The following is an 18,394-nucleotide window of genomic DNA, read 5'->3' as shown; positions in this document are numbered from 1 at the left end:
GCCTCGTCTCTACGGGTAAGCTGTTCGCACTCGCCAAATTGCTTCTACTTCTTGACTTTTTGCAGGCGCGCTTCGAGATCGTTCACTTCGCTCTTCATTCCCTCGGGCAATCGATCTCCGAATTTGGCAAAGTGCTCGCGGATGCGCGGCACTTCTGCCAGCCATCCATCGATATCGACGTTAAGCAGTTTCGCGACATTGGACGCCGGCAAATCCAAACCTTTGGTATCCAGATCGGCAGGTTCGGGTAGACGTCCGATGGGCGTATCGACTGCATGAACTTTTCCTTCGCAGCGCTCGAAGATCCATTTCAGCACGCGGCTGTTCTCGCCATACCCTGGCCACAGGAACTTGCCGTTTTCATCGGTCCGGAACCAGTTCACGTAATAAATCTTTGGAAGCTTCGCCCCCGGACGTTCCCCTATCTTCAGATAGTGTCCGAAGTAGTCGCCCATGTTGTAACCACAGAAGGGCAACATCGCCATCGGATCGCGACGGAGTTGTCCGACTTTGCCGGCTGCGGCCGCAGTCGTTTCGCTGCTGACCGTAGCGCCGAGAAATGTTCCGTGCTGCCAGCTGAGAGCCTCCGTGACCAGAGGAACGATTCCGGCACGGCGGCCGCCAAAAAGAATGGCGTCGATCGGCACACCTTTAGGATCTTCCCACTCGGGCGCGATCACGGGGCACTGGCTGGCGGGCGTCGTAAAGCGCGAATTCGGATGAGCCGCTCTCCGTCCTGAAGTTGGCGTCCATGGGCGCCGCAGCCAATCGACCAATGTCGGAGGTTTGTCGTCGGTCATCGATTCCCACCAGATGTCGCCATCGGGTGTCATCGCGCAATTCGTGAATATGGAATTCCGCGTCGCGGTGAGCATCGCGTTTTTGTTCGACTTCATGCTCGTGCCCGGAGCGACACCAAAGAATCCGTGCTCGGGATTGATGGCATAGAGGCGGCCATCGGCGCCAAACTTCATCCAGGCAATGTCGTCGCCGACCGTTTCCACTTTCCATCCCGGGATCGTCGGAATCAGCATGGCCAGATTCGTCTTGCCGCATGCCGAGGGGAATGCGCCAGTCAGATATTTCACCTGTCCCGCCGGGCTGGTCATCTTCAGGATGAGCATGTGCTCCGCCATCCAGCCTTCATCGCGAGCTTGCACGGATGCGATTCGCAGGGCATGACATTTTTTTCCCAACAACGCGTTGCCGCCGTAGCCCGAACCGTAGGACCAGATCTCGCGCGTCTCGGGGAAATGGCATATGTACTTGTCCTGCGCGTTGTTCGGCCAGGGAGAATCCTGATCGTTCGGTCCAAGCGGTGCACCTACCGAATGCATCCCGCGCACAAACTCGCCGTCTTCGCCGAGCACCTCAAGCACGCGTGTCCCGACTCGCGCCATGATGTGCATATTCGCAACCACGTAGGGCGAATCCGTGATCTCAACTCCAATATTGGCGATCGGCGATCCGATCGGTCCCATGCTGTAGGGGATGACAAACATCGTGCGTCCCGCCATCGCGCCGCTGTAGAGGCCCTTCAGCTTGTCCTTCATCTTGGCGGGATCTTCCCAGTTGTTGGTGGGACCGGCTTCGTCCTTGGTCCGCGCACAGATGAATGTCCGGTCTTCCACCCGAGCCACGTCGGCCGGGCTGGAACGGACCAGGATGCTGTTGGGGCGCTTCTCGTCCGCTAAAGGAATTGCCGTGCCTGAGAGCACCATGGCTCGCAACATGGCCTGATATTCCGCGTCGGAGCCGTCGCACCAGTGCACCCGGTCTGGCTTACAGAGCTGCGCAGACTCCTCGACCCACTGCGCCAATCGCTTGTGTCTCATGGTGCTGCTGGTTTCGACATCCAAGATGAGGCTGGACATAATGGCAACTCCTTAAATGAAGCACGCTCCGAGCACCCGCGCCTTCCCAATAAAACTCAGGAAGGGATGGCTATGGCTGCAAAACTGAGTCCCCGGCAAGTAAGGCAAACAGATAATTGTCCCTCATTGGGCGGCTCTTTCCAAGTCGAACCCGGTGCCGGGGTGGATGCCCATGGCACGGCACCTGCATCGCTATTAATTATGGTTGGCGCTCAGGACTGCCGATGTGTTGGATATCACAGGGAGGTGTGACAGTGCTGCTGGAGCTGGAACCGCCGGAGAGTCGACTGAACCGCAGCTACGCCCGAGAACCGGACTCCGTGACCACTGCATCGAGGTGCTTGAGCGTCTCGTCGATGGTCAGGGAGTACATTTCCTTGCCTACGCCCTCGCCCGACTCCAAGCCAGTCTTGATGTAGTGGCCGGCAATCTCCTTGGCCAGAGCGTCCGTGATCAACTTCCCGGTCCGCTTCTTGTATTCGACCCAGGCCGGATGAGGCAGAGCCACCCAGACCGTGCGGCCATCCACCAGGAACTTGATGTCGACGGCGTCGGCATGACGCGTGGCGATAGCCACGATCAGGCAGTTATACAGGCAATGGACCGGCTTCTTGGTCCAGCGGTCAGTCGCAGTGAAATCAGTAAACATGGCCGGGTAAAACTATAGCGCTCCGCCGGGGTAAGCCGCAAACCGACCAAACCGCAAACCCTTCAACCACGAAGGCCACGGAGGAAACCACGAAGGTCCACCAAGTCGAGAGAATGAAACCAAAATCCTTCGTGATACTTCGTGTGTACCTTCGTGGCCTTCGTGGTTAAGGCTTTTGAAGCTGGCGGAAACCGGCGCGCTACCAACCGGGCGTCAGGATAATTTGCGACTTTCGATTGCTGCCGATAGTCTTTAGAGAATCAGAAATCACTTTTGCCAGACTAAAGAAAGGTCTCTATCTTGAAAGTTTTCAATCGGTTATTCGCACTCTTGGTTTTAGGACTATTCACAGTCATGCCGGCGTTCGCACAGACGCTGACCTGGACAATCGACCCAAATCATTCCTCCGCGCAATTCACAGTGCGACACATGGCCATCTCCAACGTGACGGGCACCTTCACCAAAGTGAGCGGCAACGTTGATTTCAACGAGAAGGACATCGTCCAGTCCCAGGTTTCTGCGAGCATCGATGTCAACTCCGTCGATACGCGCGTCGCACCGCGCGACGCCGATTTGCGAAGTGCCCACTTTTTTGAAGTGGAAAAATTTCCCACCATCGATTTCAAATCCAAGAAGATCGTGAATAGCGGCGGCAAACTTCAAATGATTGGCGATCTTACGATGCACGGAGTGACCCGCGAGATCACGCTGGACGTCGATGGCCCCACGCCAGAAATCACGGATACATGGGGAAATGCGCGCCGTGGACTCTCCGCCACCGGCAGCCTTAAGCGGCAGGATTACGGATTGGTCTGGAACAACATGCTCAAGACCGGCGAAGCCGTCGTGGGCGATATCGTGAAGCTTCAAATCGACGTTGAGATGTTCCACAAGAAGTAGATCGACGGAGTGGTTTGCTACCTTTTACTTTCTCTCTCGCGCTCGAGCACCATCTTGTCAAACGCGTGGGGTAGCGACTCGCAGCGCGAGTAGGGGCCCGGTTTGTAGGCACGCGACTTGATTCCGGCGTGCGAAAGTTCGGAGATGGCCCAGTCTTCGCGGTTCGTCGCGTCCCAGAACTCGACCGCGTCGGCGGCTTCAAAGTCGGGCTTGGCCATCTCGGCGGGATGGAAGTGCCATTCGCAGATCACATCCGTGCGATCGACCGCGCGCGGCCAGAGCGTGTGGGTCATCACGTAATCGGGATGCAGGCTGATCAGCAGATTGGGAAACACCGCGTAGTAATAAACCTTGCTGCGTTCTTCGGCGGATAAGCCCGGAAGGTAGTCGCGTCGCAACTTGCCGTCTTTCGACATGGTCAGGGCGCCGCCCTGAAAATCCATCGTGCCGCCAATGTATCCGCGACGCGGCTCGTCGTTCTCCCCCGAAAGGTAATCAGTAATCGCGCTCAGCGACGGATGCAGGATCGGACAGTGCAGGCACTCGTTGTAGTTCACCATGATCAGCTTCCAGTTGGCTTTCACTTCATACTGGATGCGTCGATGCATGCGTAGATCAGCCATCTGCCAATGCGCGAACTTTTGTGGCAAGTCTTCCAGTTGAGCAGCAAGCGTGTCGCGTTGCGAGCCTTCGTTCGCCGAGGCGAGGTTGATGAATATGTGCCCGTCCCACACGTCCAGCGCCACGTGGTTGAGTGGATAGTCTTCGCGGCAAAAACCGTCCTGCATGTGGGGAGCGCCGATCAGGCTGCCGTCGAGTCCGTAGGTCCACCCGTGATAACCGCACCGGATGCGTCCGTCAAATTGCCCTTCCGCCGCGGAACAGAGCCGAGTGCCGCGATGCCGGCAGACGTTGAAGAATGCCTGCAACTTGTGGTCGCGATCGCGCGTGATGATCACGCTCTCGCCCGCCACTTCGCGCAGGAAGTAGTCGCCGGGCGCAGGAAGTTGTTCCGTTCGGCCGGCGCAGATCCAGGTCTGGCAGTAGAAGCGTTCCAGTTCCTCGCGGAAATAGTCAGGGTCGTTGTAGTAGCGGGCGGGAAGGGTGGTCGGAGTCGGCATTCAGCACTCAGCAGTCAGCACACAGTTCTCTTTTCACAACGCTGGGATTCTATCGCAGGAATGGAACTCGTTCAGGCGCAAGCCTCCCCTCGATACACGGCAGATGCGGTTTTGCCCCGCTGTTTGACAGCGCAAAACCGTGTCCCGCATGATGGCCTCACACGCTCGGAAAATATTCGAAAAGAAAGCGACCCCATGACACGTGCTGCGAATGTAGTCGTCCTCGTTGGGAGTCTGCGAAAAGACTCTCTGAACCGTAAGATGGCGCACGCGCTGGCGGCCTTGAATGCCGCCCCGCTGAATTTCGAGATTGCCGAGATCGGACAGTTGCCGCTCTACAACCAGGATCTCGAGTCCGAGAACCCGCCTGCAGCCTGGGTCACGTTCCGGCAGCAGGCGAAGAAGGCGGACGCCGTTCTTTTCGTGACGCCGGAATACAACCGGTCCGTGCCCGCCGTTCTGAAGAATGCCATCGACGTCGGGTCTCGCCCCTACGGAGCGAGCGTGTGGGACGGCAAACCGGGAGCGGTCATCAGCGTTTCTCCCGGAGCGCTGGGCGCGTTTGGCGCGAATCACCACTTGCGGCAGTGCCTGGTGTTCTTGAATGTGCCCGCCATGCAACAGCCCGAAGCCTACATCGGCGGCGCAACGCAATTGTTCGACGAACACGGCAACCTGACTCAGCAGAGCACGCGGGACTTGCTCGTCAAGTTCGTGCAGTCATTTGCCGCATGGATCGAAGCGAATCGCAAGAAGTGACGCGGAGAGGAATCGATCGGCACGAAGACACGGTTCACCGTTTCGAGAAAGGTCGCAGAGTGGGACATGTATTAACCAGAAGAACTGCTCTCCAGCAGATCGCACGCGGAGCGGCCGTGATCGTGCCTGCATTGCTCGGGCGAAAGCTGCTTCGCGCGTCCTCGCCGGACAATGGGATTCAGGAATCCGAACGCAGCGCGATGGCGGACGTCGCCCAGAAATTCAGGCACGATTTCAATGCGCCCGGACTCTCCGTGGCCATCGCTCTCAACGGCCAGCTGCTCTACCAACAGGCTTTCGGAGAGACAGGTCGCAACTCTCGCCAGCCGTTCACGACCTCGAGCCTCTTCCGGATCGCCAGCATTTCCAAGCCGATCACTTCTGCGGCAATCTTCCATTTGATCGAAACCGGAAAAATCAAAAGTGATGACCTGGTTTTTGGAGTCCACGGCATCCTGGGCAAGAAATACGGCACGAAAGCCTATGGACCGGGTATTGCAGAGATCACGATCGATCACTTGCTCACCCACACCTCCGGCGGTTGGGATTTGCAGGACGATCCGATGTTTTCCAGTCCCGCCATGAGCCAAGCCGAACTGATTTCGTGGGCGTTGGACACAAAACCGCTGAAAAATCCCCCGGGGAAAATATTCGCGTACTCGAATTTTGGATACTGCGTGCTTGGCCGAGTGATTGAAAAAGTCACCGGACTTCCCTATGCGGACTACGTTCGGAAGACAAGTCTCTCGCCTTCAGGAATCGAGGACATGCGTATTGCGGAGAACTCGTTGGCCAAGCGGGCTGCTGGAGAAGTCACTTACTATGGCCAGCAAACCGAGCCCGGCCATAACGATGATCCCTATGCAATCAACGTGAAAAGAATGGACTCGCACGGCGGCTGGATTGCGACTCCCACGGATCTGGTTCTCTTCGCGACCCACGTCGATGGATTCGATGCGAGCCGCAACATCCTGAAACCAGAAACGATTCGCAGGATGACGACACCCAGTGCCGCGTCGCCGAACTACGCTCGGGGATGGATGGTCAACGAAAAGGGCCACTGGTGGCATGGCGGCGATCTGGGTGGAACCAGCGCAATCCTGGTTCGCACGGCCAGCCATTTCTGTTGGGCCGCTCTCACCAACACCCGGAGCGGATCATCCGCCGAAGCGCTGGACGACATGGTCTGGGAGATGGTTTCGAAAGTCAGCGCATGGAAGAGCGCGCTCGGATAGGCGTGTAGCCCACTTCACCCACAAAGACTTCGGGGTGCCCGGCCGCCCGGCGCCCACAGAGTTTTACCATCTTAGATCCAGAATCGGACCCCAGACTGGGTTCCTCTTCTGCTATCCTCGTCGCAATCCACGGGGTGATCAATGTCTACTCCGACCGCGTCTGGCCAACGCTCGCGTTCTCAAGCCAAGCTCGTGTTCTTTGTCGTCTTCGGTCTACTGACCGTGTTCGTTACGTACATGAAGAACATGCACATCTTTAACCCCACCTCGCCTATCGCGCTCCACTTCGCGCCCGTCAAGTGGTACCTCGTCGCGCACGGTTTTTTTGGCGCGCTGGCTATGGTGCTGGGCGCTTTCCAGTTCTCCAATCGTCTGCGCGCACGCTATCTGAGGATCCATCGCACACTGGGGTACGTTTACGTCGTGAGTGTGTTCACCTCCGTCCCATTCGCAATTCCCATCGCGATGAAGATCGGTTCCCTGTCCCTCGTCGCCGCTTCGGCCGTGCAAGGGTTTGGATGGATCGTGACCACTGCGATCGCGCTCTACTGCATACGCAATGGCAACATCGCGCAGCACCGCCGGTGGATGATCCGCAGCTATCCCTTCGCCATGGTATTCACCGTCGCGCGCATGATCATTCCCATTCCTCCAGTCTTCCAGTTGGGCTCCGCCGGCGTCGAGATGGTGGTGTGGACCACCATCGCTCTTGCCGCCTTCTTGCCGAACATCTTCCTGGATTGGAGGACGATCTTTCCACGTGCCGTCGTGAAGGCCGCTGCCGCACGGTCGGAAACAGCGCTGGTGTAACTGGAGGAGACTGCAATTCACCGGCTGACTAGATAACCGTGTCGGGCGGGTGGCCCACTTCTCCCACAGACACTCGGGGTGCCCCATTTCTCGCGGGGTTCGAGACGTGGGAATCACGGATGACGACTGCGCAGGGTTGAGTCGTGATCTCAACTTTCCATCAACACGGCCACCCGCCATTGGCCTCAACGATTCTTGTACCTGCCCCAAAGCAGTGTAAGACCGATTCCCGCCAGCACAGCACCGGTCAATTTCCATTTGTCTGAGATTGCAACGAATCTCGTGTGCTGGCTGGTCACCTCGATCACGCCAACCGGTACTGCCTTCACTCCGCCGCCACCTCCGCTGCCCTCGCCGCTGGAGTTGCCCTCGCCCGTGCGTCCAGAGCCGGCGCCCGCGCCGTAACCGTATAGGATTTTTGCCACCGGAATGATTGTCTTGTCGTGCACGGTGATCGGCTCGCCGTACACGGCCTTCACCGACGCTTGGCCGAGGATACTTTCTTTTAGGGAATGGAGAAGAGTCAGGCTGCCCATGATGAACTCCTTCAAACCACATGATCGTACCGTAAGCCGAGCGCCCGGGCTTCGCGTTCTTCGAGATGTGAGAGGAATACGACCGGGAAGAATCAGGAAATATTTGGTCGGGACGGCGAGATTTGAACTCGCGACCCCTTGCACCCCAAGCAAGTGCGCTACCAGGCTGCGCTACGTCCCGACACGAGTACGCTACCGAGGCCGGCAGCGCGGGGTTGACTTGAAGATATTACCACTATGCGGCGGGAGACGCGGCAACCCGCGTCTCTACGGCAGCATTTACGCAGGATTTTCGGCGTAATTTCTCTTCTAGGCTTGTTTGCAATCAGGCTTCTTTCGATTCGTCCTGCGCCTCGGGTTCGTCGCCGGGTACCAGTCCAAATTTTTTCAGCTTGTAGCGCAGAGCGTCGCGGCTGATGTCGAGCAGGCGGGCGGCATGCGTCTGTTTGTGATTGGCCTGCTTCATGGCGAGTTCAACCAAGGTCCGCTCCACTTCTTCGAGAGACGTGCCGCCTTCGGGGATGTACAGGCGGGGCAGGAACCGTCCGTTGGGCAGGGCCTGGCCGCTTTCCGGCGTTGCCGTGCGCTCGAAGGCGGTAAGTCCGGCGCTGGCTTCGCTCACGGAAAATGGCAGATAAACGGGACGCAGCCGCGATTCTTCTTCGAGGATCATCGCCCTCTCAATCGAATTTTTCAGCTCGCGGACATTGCCCGGCCAGTTGTGTTGCAAGAGCAAGCGGCGCGTTTCGTCGGCGAGTCCGCGAACGGATTTACGAAAGCGGCGGTTATAGCGCTCGATGAAAAAATCCACGAGCGGGAGAATGTCGTCTTTGTGCTCGCGCAGCGGCGGGATGAAGATCGCGATAATCGCCAGGCGGTAGTAGAGGTCCTGCCGGAAATTTCCTTCGCGAACTTCTTTTTCCAGGTCGCGGTTGGAAGCTGCGATCACTCGAACATTGACCTGCATGTCGCGAATGCCGCCTACGCGGCGGATAATCTGATCCTCAAGTACGCGCAGTAGTTTCGCTTGCAGCAGCGGCGACAGTTCTCCGATCTCGTCGAGAAACAGCGTGCCGCCGTCGGCGACTTCAAACAAGCCTTTCTTCAACTGCTTGGCATCGGTGAAGGCACCTTTTTCGTGGCCGAACAACTCGGCTTCCATCAAAGTTTCAGGGATGGCGGAACAATTGATGGCGACGAAAGGCCGCTCCTGGCGGAAGCTTTCATAGTGAATGGCTTTCGCGATCAGGTCCTTGCCGGTGCCGCTCTCCCCCTGGATCAGGATCGTCGTCGCTTCGCTGGCGGCAACCTTGCGCACGAAATTCATCAGCTCCGTCATTTGCGCGGACGTCGAAACAACTTCGTGATATCCGGTGGTGCGCTTGACTTCTCCGCGTAACGACTGCACCTCGGAACGCAGGCGCGACGCTTCCAGCGCATTCTTGATGGTGACGTGGAGTTCTTCGAAGTCCAGAGGCTTGCCGACAAAATCGTACGCACCCAGCTTGAGCGCAACTTTTACGTCGTCGACCTGCGGATCGGCAGTGATCATGATCACGGCGCGAGCTTCGCCATTTTTCTTGAGCTGCTCGAGGACTTGCAATCCGTTGATGTCGGGCATGCGAACGTCGAGCAACACCAGGTCGGGAGACTCCACCTGGGCCAGTTTCAGTCCGGCTTCGCCGCCGTCGGCCTCAAATACCTGGAAGCCCCATTCTTCGCACTTCTGGCGAAGAGACCAGCGCACCAGGCGTTCGTCGTCGACGATAAGGATTTTGTCTGCAGGCATGCGGAATCCATCATTCTAGCGCACTGGCGCGCGACTGCCCCGTTTGGAAAGTGTTGCTCTGGAGCCGTCGTGCCGTATACCAGCCGATGGTTCCGTGAGTAGGATAAGTCGTATGGCGTCGTCCTCAGAACGCACCAGCCCGGAGCGACACGGTTTCGACCAGTATGCAAGCGGCTATGACTCCTATCTGAACCAGGCGCTCGCCGCTACCGGGGAAGACTCGGCCTTTTTTGCCCGGGGACGGGTTCGCTGGCTGGCCGATTGCCTGGTGCGGCTGGGCATGCAGCCGGCAACCGCGCTTGATTTTGGCTGCGGGATCGGTTCGACGGCTCCCCTGCTGCTGGCGGAGTTACGGTGCGCCTCGGTGATCGGAGTGGATTCCTCTCCCGAGATCATCAAGCAAGCGCAACGGACCTATTCGACAGACCAGATCCAATTCCAGATGCTCTCAGAATTTCGGCCGCCCGGTAATCTCGACTGCGCCTACAGCAATGGAGTCTTCCATCACATCCCCATTGAGGAGCGCGCTGCAGCATTGCGATCCATTCGAGCGGCCTTGCGTCCCGGAGGAGTCTTTGCCTTGTGGGAAAACAATCCCTGGAATCCCGGGACGCAGTACGTGATGTCTCGTTGCTCCTTCGACGAAGATGCGATCACAATTTCTCCGGTTGAAGCAGGCCATATGTTGCGAGATGCGGGATTCGAAATCCTGCGCACGGATTACCTGTTCTTCTTCCCAAAATCTCTCTCCGCTTTACGTCCTCTCGAAGCTTTGCTGAGAAAAATCCCACTGGGTGGTCAGTATCAGGTGCTGTGCCGGAAAACCCGGGACGCTGAGTAATTTTGCTATTTCCGCCGTAGTCCGAGAATGCTCAGGAAGAAGCTGGCAAGGCAGATTTCAACGCCGATCGTGAACAGGACGATGGTGCTGGCCACCACGCGCACCAGGCCTTCTGGATCCATCGGCCCAAAGCCGTGCGCATTCCACAAGAAAAGTGAATAGCCAGCGAGACCCACCCCAGCCGCCATCAGGAAGCCGCCGATCAACAATCCGGTTTCGAGCTGAAAATGGCGGAACAACCAATTCAGGCGCGTGTCCTCCGGCATCAATTTTTCCGTGATCGCAAATACTTTTGTGAAGATCGAAAACGTCACCATCTGAAAACCGATCAGGATTGCCATGACCGCGTACAGCAAAGTATGGATATCGATGGTGATCGATCCCACAGTGCGAGGTCCCGGCAAGAGCCACAATGCGAGCGCCGTGCCGGCGACCATCAGGGCCGCACCGGGATAGAGGAACGACCAGCGCGGGCTGTACATCATGAGAAAGCGCAGATGGCGCCAACCGTCGCGCCAACTGCGGAGGTGCGGCGGGCGATCGCGTCCGGCAGGCGAAAGCGTGGTCGGCACTTCGGCAATCTTCATTTTGAACAGCGACGCCTTCACCACCATCTCGCTGGCGAATTCCATCCCCGTGGTTTGCAAATCCATGCGGCGATAGGCCTGCATACTGAATCCGCGCAGGCCGCAGTGAAAATCTCCGCAGGGAGCGTGGAAGAAAAGGCGTCCCAGAAAACTCAGCACCGGGTTGCCGAGATTGCGGTGGAGAAACGGCATCGCGCCCTTCTGTAGGCCTCCGCGAAAACGATTACCCATGACCAGGTCTGCGCCGGCGCGCAGTTGCTCGATAAATTTCGGGATGTCACCGAAATCGTAGCTGGCGTCGGCATCGCCCATGATGACGTAGCGCCCGCGGGCAGCAGCGATGCCGCCCATCAATGCGCTGCCATAACCGCGTTCGGGGACAGCCACAACCCGGGCACCCAGTGAGGTCGCGAGCGCGGGAGAGCCGTCGGTGCTTCCGTTGTCCGCCACGATGATCTCGGCGTGGATGCTGTGTTCCGCGATGGCGCGCTGAATCTGCGCGATGCAGGCCGGCAGCGTGCGCGCTTCGTCAAGGCAGGGGAGAACAACCGACAGTTCGGGCGGCGTATCTGTGGACGCCACCTGGTTGCGGATTTGTTCGTCCGGAGTGATTGGGAACATGGGCCAGCCTTGGGGCTCTCCGATTGAAAATCGAAACCCGGCTCCTTGCAAGTCATGTTTCCATCCGCTCAAATAGAATGATTTGTTCAGGCGGTAGTTCAACACAGGAACGAGGGCCAATCCATTGGCAATTCTGGTAGTAGGCGGGGCAGGTTATATCGGCAGTCATGCGGCACGCGCTCTGCGGCGGGCTGGATACGAAGCGATCATTTACGACAGCCTGGTGAATGGCCATCGACGGCTGGCTCAGGGATTTGAGTTAGTCGAGGGCGACATTGCCGATGAGGCGAAGTTGCGGCCAGTATTGAAGCGGGTCGAAGGAGTGATGCACTTTGCCGCAGCCGCCTATGTCGGCGAGTCGGTCGAGAACCCGCGAAAATATTTCCGCAATAATGTGGAAGGCGCGCTAAGCCTGTTGAATTCCACACTCGATGCGGGGATTCGTCGCTTTGTTTTTTCGTCAACCTGCGCGGTGTATGGCGAGCCGGCAAAGGTGCCGATCACGGAGGACAATTCGCGGCAGCCGGTGAATCCATACGGAACGTCCAAATTATTTTGTGAGTACGCGCTTGAAGCCTACGACCACGCGTATGGATTCCGGTCGGCACGCTTGCGCTATTTCAACGCCGCCGGGGCGGATGAAAGCGGCGAGATTGGCGAGATGCACACGCCGGAAACCCATCTGATTCCGCTCGCTCTCGCGGCCACGCAAGACGGCGCCGAACTGAAAGTCTTCGGCACCGACTATCCAACGCCGGATGGAACGTGCGTGCGCGACTACGTCCACGTGAACGATCTGGCGGACGCACACGTGCGGGCGCTCCAGCATCTGGAGAAAGGCGGCGAGTCGATCGCTCTCAATCTTGGATCAGGCAATGGGGATTCCGTGCTGGCGGTGATTCATGCGGCAGAGGCGGCGACTGGCAAACCTGTGCGGCGCACCATGGGGCCAAGGCGAGCGGGAGATCCGCCGGTGCTGGTAGCGGATCCTACCCTGGCAAAAAAAGTATTGGGATGGAAAGCGACTCGGGGACTGCCGGAGATTGTTTCGAGTGCGTGGAAGTGGATGCAGAGGGTTCAGAGCGGGGCGTAAGGGAGATGGCAGTGATTTGTCTTCGTTTGCTCAGTAGAGTGAAATCGCTAGATTTCGTCAGTTATCAAGTGAACTCTTCTGCCGAAAGAGCAGTTTAATGAGCGTGTGGGACGTCCTCAGCCAACCAAAACGCGACTGGCAGGCTAATGGGCCAGCTTCACAAGACGAAATCGCACTCTTGGAATCGAGGGCAAGAGCAGTTCTACCAGCGGAATATCTTGAACTCTTGCGATTCAGCAATGGGGGAGAAGGGCCTGTTGCATTGCCGCCTTTATGGTTTCAGCTCTATGCAGTGAAGGATTGCATCGAACTCTGTCACACTAATCAGCAAGTTCTTGAATGTTTTCCGACCTTCATGTTCTTCGGCAGCAACGGCGGACTTGAGTCTATTGCATTCGACCTACGTATCGGGCCACCTTGGCCTATTGTGACGATTGACCAGGTTGCAGGGCCAGAGAGCGCGAAGGAAATTGCGCCCAACATGGCGGCCTTCATTGAGGCCATCGGCTTGGAGGCCGAAGGGGATTAGCTGCTGAAAGCTCGCGATTACACCAACAATGCCACTCCGGTGACTAGTTCGGGCTAGCAGTTCTGCCGGCGCGCGCCCGCGTTCGCCAGTCGGTTAGCTTCAAGATTATCTTCGCGCGACACGTGGTTGATGGAAAAACTCAGGGAGCGAGCTAGCTTGCGGCAAATCCAATGCAGGGAATACAGGCGCGGGCTGCGGCAAACATATTCGCCGCGCATCTGGCGGACAACGACCTGGGAATCGGAATAGACCTGCAAGCCACTGGCGTTGAGATTGAGGGCGCACTGCAAGGCTTCGAGCAGGGCGATGTACTCGGCTACGTTGTTGTCCTGATGGCCGATCCACTTGGAAATTCGGATGGGATCGCGTTCGGGAGAGTCCATGACGACGCCAATCCCGGATGGTCCAGGATTTCCCAGCGAGCCGCCATCAACGTAAGCTACGAATACTGACATTGCTACCCTGTGCTCCTACCAACATGCGCGAGAAGAAGGCGTCGCGTCAAGAAGATAACTTTTTGGCGAATATCGGCCGTAACGGGCGCGCGAAATTCTGTGCGAAATTCTGTGCAAAACTAGTCCCGAATTAATTTCTGTTTTGCCAAATGTTTCCGATTCATCCACTTGTAACATTCATCGACGACGTTTTTTTATTCTTCAATTGCACCGAAAAGCGGCATTGACTTTTTATGGGGTTGCGCTTAACTTGGGTCCCGTCGACGGCTGAAAGGGAACGCCAAAATAAACCGTGGCGGACCTGAAGTAGGCTGAGTGACAGGCAAGCTGGGGTGACTCGGCGAGCTGCCAGACCCGAAAAAACCGACTGTTCTGCGAGGTTCAGCCGGGGTTTGGAACTGCGAAAGCAGTGGTCACATCGAGGGTCGTGACGGTGCATGTCTCCACGTTGTTAGCTCCCTCGCAGGAGCGAGCAGCTAGAGCATAACCAATGTCACGGCCCTTTTAATTTTGCCCCCGCTTTTCCCTCCGATTCTTCTCTCGTTGTGATTTACGTCACAAACTCATGTGATCCCGCTTATTGTCCCGCTTGGCCACCCAGCGATACGTTAGAAGTCACAAGGATGGCTCGGTGGCGGTTGTGTCCGTCACCTTCGGGAGTTCCTAATTCTTATGGCAAATGATGCCGCGCCGCTCGCTTCGGGAACGAACTGGGAGAAGAAACAAGTGTTCGTGATGGCATCGGTTTGCCTGGTAGTTGGCATGGCGATCGGCTACCTGTTCCGTGGATCGCAGCCTGCCGCACCCCCGGCCGCTTCGGCGGGCCCGGCTGAAACAGCCACACGTGCAAGCATGGCTGGCGGAAGGCCAACTCTCGAGCAGATGAAGCAGATGGCTGACAAGAAGGCGGAGCCGCTACTCGAAAAGCTCAAGAGCGATCCCAACAACAGCGCTCTGCTCAATCAGGTGGCACTGGTCTACAAGTCCACTCATCAATTCAAGGAAGCGGCCTCGTACTTCGACAAGGCATTGCAATCCGACCCCAAGAACGTTGCCATTCGCACTGACCTCGCTTCGTGCCTGTATTACAACGGCGATGTCGAAGAAGCGATCGCACAGCTGAACCAATCGCTGCACGATGACCCCAAGGATGCGAATACATTGTTCAACCTTGGCATGATCAAGTGGCAAGGGAAACAAGACGGCAAGGGAGCAGTAGCCGCCTGGCAGGAATTGCTCAAATCAAATCCGCAGTTGAGCGCGGACCGTAAGGCCGCAGTAAAAAAGTTGATCGCTGGTGTCCAGGCGCAAGGTAAGAGCTAATCAGACCAGAGACCGAAACGGGCTCTAAGGGAGTACCTGACCATGACAGTTGAAAATCGGACCTCTACCCAGCAGTGGACCAGCGTGCAGGCCTATGTTCTCGCCGTGATCTGCCTGCTCGTTGGAATCGCTGGCGGCTGGCTGATTCGCGGATCACAGAGTCCCGCGGCGGCCGCTCCGGATATGGCGAGCGCACCGACGACGCAACAACCCGCGTCCCAGATGCCAAGTCCCGCCCAATTGAAGGCCATGGCCGACACACAGGCGGCGCCACTGATCGAAAAACTAAAAGCGGATCCTACCAATGCAGATTTGCTGGCGAGTATTGGCAACAGTTATTACGACGCACAGCAGTATCCGATCGCAATTGACTACTACGGACGTGCCCTTAAAACAAGGCCTTCGGACGCCGGTGTACGTACCGACATGGGCACGGCGTACTGGTACATGGGCAACGCCGATTCCGCAATCGCGGAGTTCAGCAAGGCGCTCACTGACGAGCCGAATAAAGCGAACACGCTCTTCAATCGAGGACTCGTAAAGTGGCAGGGCAAGATGGACGTTACTGGAGCCGTGGCGGATTGGGAAAAGCTGCTGGCGACGAACCCCAACTACGAAGCAAAAGACAAAGTCGAACAGATGATCGCTGAAGCCAAGAAACACTCGGAAGTGAAGCCCGGCACCAAGGGAAAACCACTGGCGGAGTAGTGATCCGAGGAGATATGGAGTGGCTTGTAACCTCGCCTCACGCCCCAGGTGAAGCGAATCTGCTCACACTTTTTGTGAGTGTTGCCACGAACCGGCTAAAGGATCGGCTCAGGTCAGGTTGATTGCCCTCACATTCTTCGGCCCGGCCGTCCGGGATACAGCCACACGCTCCGCGAGTCGAGATGGGCATGGGAACGAATAACCGGGTGACTGTCACCGATGCAACACCAGCATCGGTGGGCGCCACAACACTGCTGCTCTTTGCGGTGACTTCATTCTTGAGTGCGTTCCTTCTCTTTCAAGTGCAGCTGATTGTGAACAAACACATTCTGCCGTGGTTCGGTGGTTCGCCGGCAGTTTGGACAACCAGTATGCTGGTCTTCCAGTTGCTGCTTCTGGCGGGCTATGTCTATTCCCATCTGGTTTCGACGCGTCTTCCGCTTTCCGGACAATTCAAACTGCACGCGCTTCTGATGTCGGCTGCGATTCTCCTGGTGTTAGCTCTGTCGGTTGTGTGGCCTTCTGCCATCACTCCCGGCGCGAACTGGAAGCCGCCGCAAAGTGATCACCCGGTGGCAAACGTCTGTTTGATCATTCTGGTCACCACCGGCCTACCTTTTTTTGTTTTGTCCACGACGGCTCCGCTGTTGCAATCCTGGTTCAGCCGCATTGGTGCCGGAGAAAGGGCATATCGGCTCTACGCTCTCTCAAATCTCGGATCGTTGTTCGGACTCTTAGCTTTTCCATTTCTCTTAGAGCCGACTCTTCGCCTGAAGACACTAGGGCAATTGTGGGCAATCCTGTTCTGCGTCTTCGTCGCTGCCTGCCTGCTGTGCAGCCGCAAAACCAGGGACTACGGCATCGCCGCCATTGCCCAATCGCAGGAACTCCCGGATTCTGCGGCCACACCTTACAGCCGTCTCAATTTCTTGCTGTGGTTTGTATTGGCGGCATGCGCCTCTTCGTTGCTGTTGGCAACCACCAACTTGCTGTGCCAGGAGGTAATTACTGTTCCACTTTTTTGGGTGCTGCCACTTTCCATTTATCTGTTCAGTTTCATTTTTTGCTTCGATCATCCACGCTGGTATCAACGAGCCGTCTTTCACCCGCTCTTTGGAATCGCACTCTTCCTGACTTGCGCTGCCCTGCAAACACATCTGAGCGTCTTTGCTCGTTTGTTGTTCCCGCTAGTGGTCCTGTTCGCAACCTGTATGATCTGCCACGGCGAGCTGGCCATTACGAAGCCTGCAGCCAGTCACCTCACGTCTTTCTACCTCTCGATTTCGGCAGGCGGAGCCGCCGGCGGCATATTCGTAGCATTGATCGCCCCTCGCCTGTTTACATCGTTCGTTGAATTCGAGTTGTCACTTGGACTGGCTGTCTTACTGCTGCTGATTACGCTCTTTCGCGACCGGGGATCATGGATATTTTCCGGGAGTTTAATCCTGCCTGTGGCTGTGGTTGCAATCACGATCGTAGTAGCCTACGCGATTGGCATTTGGGATCCCGAAGTAGCCGGTGTTCTCGCCGTGGTTAGGTTTTATCCGATTGTTTTTCTAATTGGAACGATAGTTGTATTAGGTACGCTCGTTTTCGAACAATCTCCCACCCCTCCAAAATCCACGTTCCGCTTCGTACAGATCCTCGTGGCTCTGCTGGCGTTAGGATCGTTCGTGGTACTTGGCTACAACGCGCGGCCGAAGCCTGGGATGGTGTCAAGCGCACGCAACTTCTTCGGATTGGTTCGGGTTTTTCGCGACCACAACATGCAGATGCTCGTTCATGGGCAGACCACGCACGGCGCACAACTCGATCCTCCCGATCAACGTGTCCCGCTCGCGTACTATGGCCCGGATAGCGGCATCGGAGTGGTCCTTCGCAATCACTCCAAGAGGTCGGGTTGGACCAGCAATTTGCGGATCGGAGTGGTTGGTCTGGGAGTAGGTACGCTCGCAACCTATGGACACTCCGGCGATTCGATTCGCTTTTACGAACTCGATCCCGATGTAGTCGCGCTCTCGAAAGGCGAGCAGCCAATTTTTACGTTTCTAGAAGATTCGCCAGCTTCTGTAACAACTGTGCTGGGAGACGCTCGTCTTTCTCTTGAGCGCGAGTTGGCGGAAGGCCGGTCCAGACAATTTGACGTCCTCGTGCTCGATGCTTTCAGCGGGGATGCGATTCCCGTGCACCTGCTGACAGAAGAGGCATTTGAAACTTATTGGAAGCTACTGGACTCTGACAAAGGGATCATTGCGGTTCATATTACGAGCAGACACGTCAATCTCGTTCCGGTTCTCCTCGGTGCCGCGCAACATTTTCATTCTCAATCGCGCATGACGATGAGCCATGGCCAAGGCCTCACCTTCGATAGCGGCTGGTTTCTGATGTCGAAAGGCCCCGATTCCTTGAACATTCCAGGCCTGGAGTCGATTACTGTTCAATACGTCTACGAAGTCGGCCCACGGCTGTGGACGGACGATCATAGCGACATCATTCGTTTGATTTACTGAGGATTGTTCTTTCGCTCGGTGTCTGCAACTCCGAAGAGTGCCTTACCTGTGCAA

At 56.9% G+C, this 18,394-nt stretch carries 17 protein-coding genes and 1 tRNA gene; 10 read left to right on the top strand and 8 right to left on the bottom strand.

What is annotated here, in order from left to right; all coding sequences use genetic code 11:
• Nucleotides 1–44 precede the first annotated feature (44 nt).
• Nucleotides 45–1,874 (bottom strand): phosphoenolpyruvate carboxykinase (GTP), encoded by a 1,830-nt coding sequence (locus HY010_22710; protein ID MBI3478549.1) that lies wholly within the window; start codon nt 1,872–1,874, stop codon nt 45–47.
• Between the two features lie 298 nt (nt 1,875–2,172).
• Nucleotides 2,173–2,523, bottom strand: a complete 351-nt coding sequence (locus tag HY010_22705) for a hypothetical protein (protein MBI3478548.1) — start codon at nt 2,521–2,523, stop codon at nt 2,173–2,175.
• A 354-nt stretch (nt 2,524–2,877) separates the two neighbouring features.
• Here HY010_22705 and HY010_22700 point away from each other — a divergent pair, with 354 nt between their 5' ends.
• Nucleotides 2,878–3,423, top strand: coding sequence for a YceI family protein (locus tag HY010_22700; GenBank protein ID MBI3478547.1), 546 nt, complete (start codon nt 2,878–2,880; stop codon nt 3,421–3,423).
• 17 nt (nt 3,424–3,440) lie between these two features.
• Here HY010_22700 and HY010_22695 read toward each other — a convergent pair whose 3' ends face one another.
• Nucleotides 3,441–4,544, bottom strand: a complete 1,104-nt coding sequence (locus tag HY010_22695) for an aromatic ring-hydroxylating dioxygenase subunit alpha (GenBank protein ID MBI3478546.1) — start codon at nt 4,542–4,544, stop codon at nt 3,441–3,443.
• Between the two features lie 195 nt (nt 4,545–4,739).
• Between HY010_22695 and HY010_22690 the strand changes: the two genes are divergently transcribed.
• The 3 genes from HY010_22690 (at nt 4,740) to HY010_22680 (ending at nt 7,348) form a co-directional block, all read left to right on the top strand.
• Complete coding sequence (locus HY010_22690; GenBank protein ID MBI3478545.1) at nt 4,740–5,303, top strand: NAD(P)H-dependent oxidoreductase; 564 nt, start codon at nt 4,740–4,742, stop codon at nt 5,301–5,303.
• 59 nt (nt 5,304–5,362) lie between these two features.
• Nucleotides 5,363–6,538 carry a beta-lactamase family protein gene (locus HY010_22685; protein ID MBI3478544.1) on the top strand — a complete coding sequence of 392 codons (1,176 nt, stop codon included), beginning with the start codon at nt 5,363–5,365 and terminating at the stop codon, nt 6,536–6,538.
• Nucleotides 6,539–6,679: 141 nt separating this feature from the next.
• A complete protein-coding gene (locus HY010_22680) occupies nt 6,680–7,348 on the top strand; it encodes a DUF2306 domain-containing protein (GenBank protein ID MBI3478543.1) in 669 nt (222 codons plus the stop codon).
• A 185-nt stretch (nt 7,349–7,533) separates the two neighbouring features.
• Here the strand turns inward: HY010_22680 and HY010_22675 are convergent, their stop codons facing one another.
• From HY010_22675 to HY010_22665, 3 genes are all read right to left on the bottom strand, one after another.
• The gene (locus HY010_22675; GenBank protein MBI3478542.1) at nt 7,534–7,884 is read right to left on the bottom strand and encodes a hypothetical protein; all 351 of its coding nucleotides are present in this window, start codon (nt 7,882–7,884) and stop codon (nt 7,534–7,536) included.
• A 104-nt stretch (nt 7,885–7,988) separates the two neighbouring features.
• Nucleotides 7,989–8,065, bottom strand: a tRNA-Pro gene (locus HY010_22670).
• A 144-nt stretch (nt 8,066–8,209) separates the two neighbouring features.
• Nucleotides 8,210–9,673, bottom strand: a complete 1,464-nt coding sequence (locus tag HY010_22665) for a sigma-54-dependent Fis family transcriptional regulator (GenBank protein MBI3478541.1) — start codon at nt 9,671–9,673, stop codon at nt 8,210–8,212.
• Between the two features lie 112 nt (nt 9,674–9,785).
• Here HY010_22665 and HY010_22660 point away from each other — a divergent pair, with 112 nt between their 5' ends.
• Nucleotides 9,786–10,514 carry a class I SAM-dependent methyltransferase gene (locus HY010_22660; GenBank protein MBI3478540.1) on the top strand — a complete coding sequence of 243 codons (729 nt, stop codon included), beginning with the start codon at nt 9,786–9,788 and terminating at the stop codon, nt 10,512–10,514.
• Between the two features lie 5 nt (nt 10,515–10,519).
• On the opposite strand, the gene HY010_22655 is transcribed toward HY010_22660, so the two are convergent.
• Nucleotides 10,520–11,722 carry a glycosyltransferase family 2 protein gene (locus HY010_22655; GenBank protein ID MBI3478539.1) on the bottom strand — a complete coding sequence of 401 codons (1,203 nt, stop codon included), beginning with the start codon at nt 11,720–11,722 and terminating at the stop codon, nt 10,520–10,522.
• 124 nt (nt 11,723–11,846) lie between these two features.
• Here HY010_22655 and galE point away from each other — a divergent pair, with 124 nt between their 5' ends.
• The gene (galE, locus tag HY010_22650) at nt 11,847–12,815 is read left to right on the top strand and encodes a UDP-glucose 4-epimerase GalE (GenBank protein ID MBI3478538.1); all 969 of its coding nucleotides are present in this window, start codon (nt 11,847–11,849) and stop codon (nt 12,813–12,815) included.
• Between the two features lie 97 nt (nt 12,816–12,912).
• Complete coding sequence (locus tag HY010_22645) at nt 12,913–13,344, top strand: SMI1/KNR4 family protein (protein ID MBI3478537.1); 432 nt, start codon at nt 12,913–12,915, stop codon at nt 13,342–13,344.
• 53 nt (nt 13,345–13,397) lie between these two features.
• Here the strand turns inward: HY010_22645 and HY010_22640 are convergent, their stop codons facing one another.
• Nucleotides 13,398–13,799, bottom strand: coding sequence for a ribonuclease HI family protein (locus HY010_22640; GenBank protein ID MBI3478536.1), 402 nt, complete (start codon nt 13,797–13,799; stop codon nt 13,398–13,400).
• A gap of 672 nt (nt 13,800–14,471) precedes the next feature.
• Here HY010_22640 and HY010_22635 point away from each other — a divergent pair.
• The 3 genes from HY010_22635 to HY010_22625 all read left to right on the top strand — a co-directional run bounded on the left by HY010_22635 (nt 14,472) and on the right by HY010_22625 (nt 18,340).
• Nucleotides 14,472–15,122 (top strand): tetratricopeptide repeat protein, encoded by a 651-nt coding sequence (locus tag HY010_22635; protein MBI3478535.1) that lies wholly within the window; start codon nt 14,472–14,474, stop codon nt 15,120–15,122.
• Nucleotides 15,123–15,164: 42 nt separating this feature from the next.
• Nucleotides 15,165–15,830: a hypothetical protein gene (locus HY010_22630; protein ID MBI3478534.1), complete on the top strand. Its 666-nt coding sequence runs from the start codon at nt 15,165–15,167 to the stop codon at nt 15,828–15,830.
• A gap of 188 nt (nt 15,831–16,018) precedes the next feature.
• Complete coding sequence (locus HY010_22625) at nt 16,019–18,340, top strand: hypothetical protein (protein MBI3478533.1); 2,322 nt, start codon at nt 16,019–16,021, stop codon at nt 18,338–18,340.
• The last annotated feature ends 54 nt before the right edge of the window (nt 18,341–18,394 follow it).

This window comes from Acidobacteriota bacterium (assembly GCA_016196065.1).
Classification (GTDB): domain Bacteria; phylum Acidobacteriota; class Terriglobia; order Terriglobales; family Acidobacteriaceae; genus Acidiflorens.
This window is presented reverse-complemented; position numbering and strand designations above follow the sequence as displayed.

Bases quoted from the DNA above. Each gene is read 5' to 3' on its own strand.
- HY010_22710 (MBI3478549.1), bottom strand. From the start codon at position 1,874: ATGTCCAGCCTCATCTTGGATGTCGAAACCAGCAGCACCATGAGACAC.
- HY010_22705 (MBI3478548.1), bottom strand. From the start codon at position 2,523: ATGTTTACTGATTTCACTGCGACTGACCGCTGGACCAAGAAGCCGGTC.
- HY010_22700 (MBI3478547.1), top strand. From the start codon at position 2,878: ATGCCGGCGTTCGCACAGACGCTGACCTGGACAATCGACCCAAATCAT.
- HY010_22695 (MBI3478546.1), bottom strand. From the start codon at position 4,544: ATGCCGACTCCGACCACCCTTCCCGCCCGCTACTACAACGACCCTGAC.
- HY010_22690 (MBI3478545.1), top strand. From the start codon at position 4,740: ATGACACGTGCTGCGAATGTAGTCGTCCTCGTTGGGAGTCTGCGAAAA.
- HY010_22680 (MBI3478543.1), top strand. From the start codon at position 6,680: ATGTCTACTCCGACCGCGTCTGGCCAACGCTCGCGTTCTCAAGCCAAG.
- HY010_22675 (MBI3478542.1), bottom strand. From the start codon at position 7,884: ATGGGCAGCCTGACTCTTCTCCATTCCCTAAAAGAAAGTATCCTCGGC.
- HY010_22665 (MBI3478541.1), bottom strand. From the start codon at position 9,673: ATGCCTGCAGACAAAATCCTTATCGTCGACGACGAACGCCTGGTGCGC.
- HY010_22660 (MBI3478540.1), top strand. From the start codon at position 9,786: ATGGCGTCGTCCTCAGAACGCACCAGCCCGGAGCGACACGGTTTCGAC.
- HY010_22655 (MBI3478539.1), bottom strand. From the start codon at position 11,722: ATGTTCCCAATCACTCCGGACGAACAAATCCGCAACCAGGTGGCGTCC.
- HY010_22645 (MBI3478537.1), top strand. From the start codon at position 12,913: ATGAGCGTGTGGGACGTCCTCAGCCAACCAAAACGCGACTGGCAGGCT.
- HY010_22640 (MBI3478536.1), bottom strand. From the start codon at position 13,799: ATGTCAGTATTCGTAGCTTACGTTGATGGCGGCTCGCTGGGAAATCCT.
- HY010_22635 (MBI3478535.1), top strand. From the start codon at position 14,472: ATGGCAAATGATGCCGCGCCGCTCGCTTCGGGAACGAACTGGGAGAAG.
- HY010_22630 (MBI3478534.1), top strand. From the start codon at position 15,165: ATGACAGTTGAAAATCGGACCTCTACCCAGCAGTGGACCAGCGTGCAG.
- HY010_22625 (MBI3478533.1), top strand. From the start codon at position 16,019: ATGGGAACGAATAACCGGGTGACTGTCACCGATGCAACACCAGCATCG.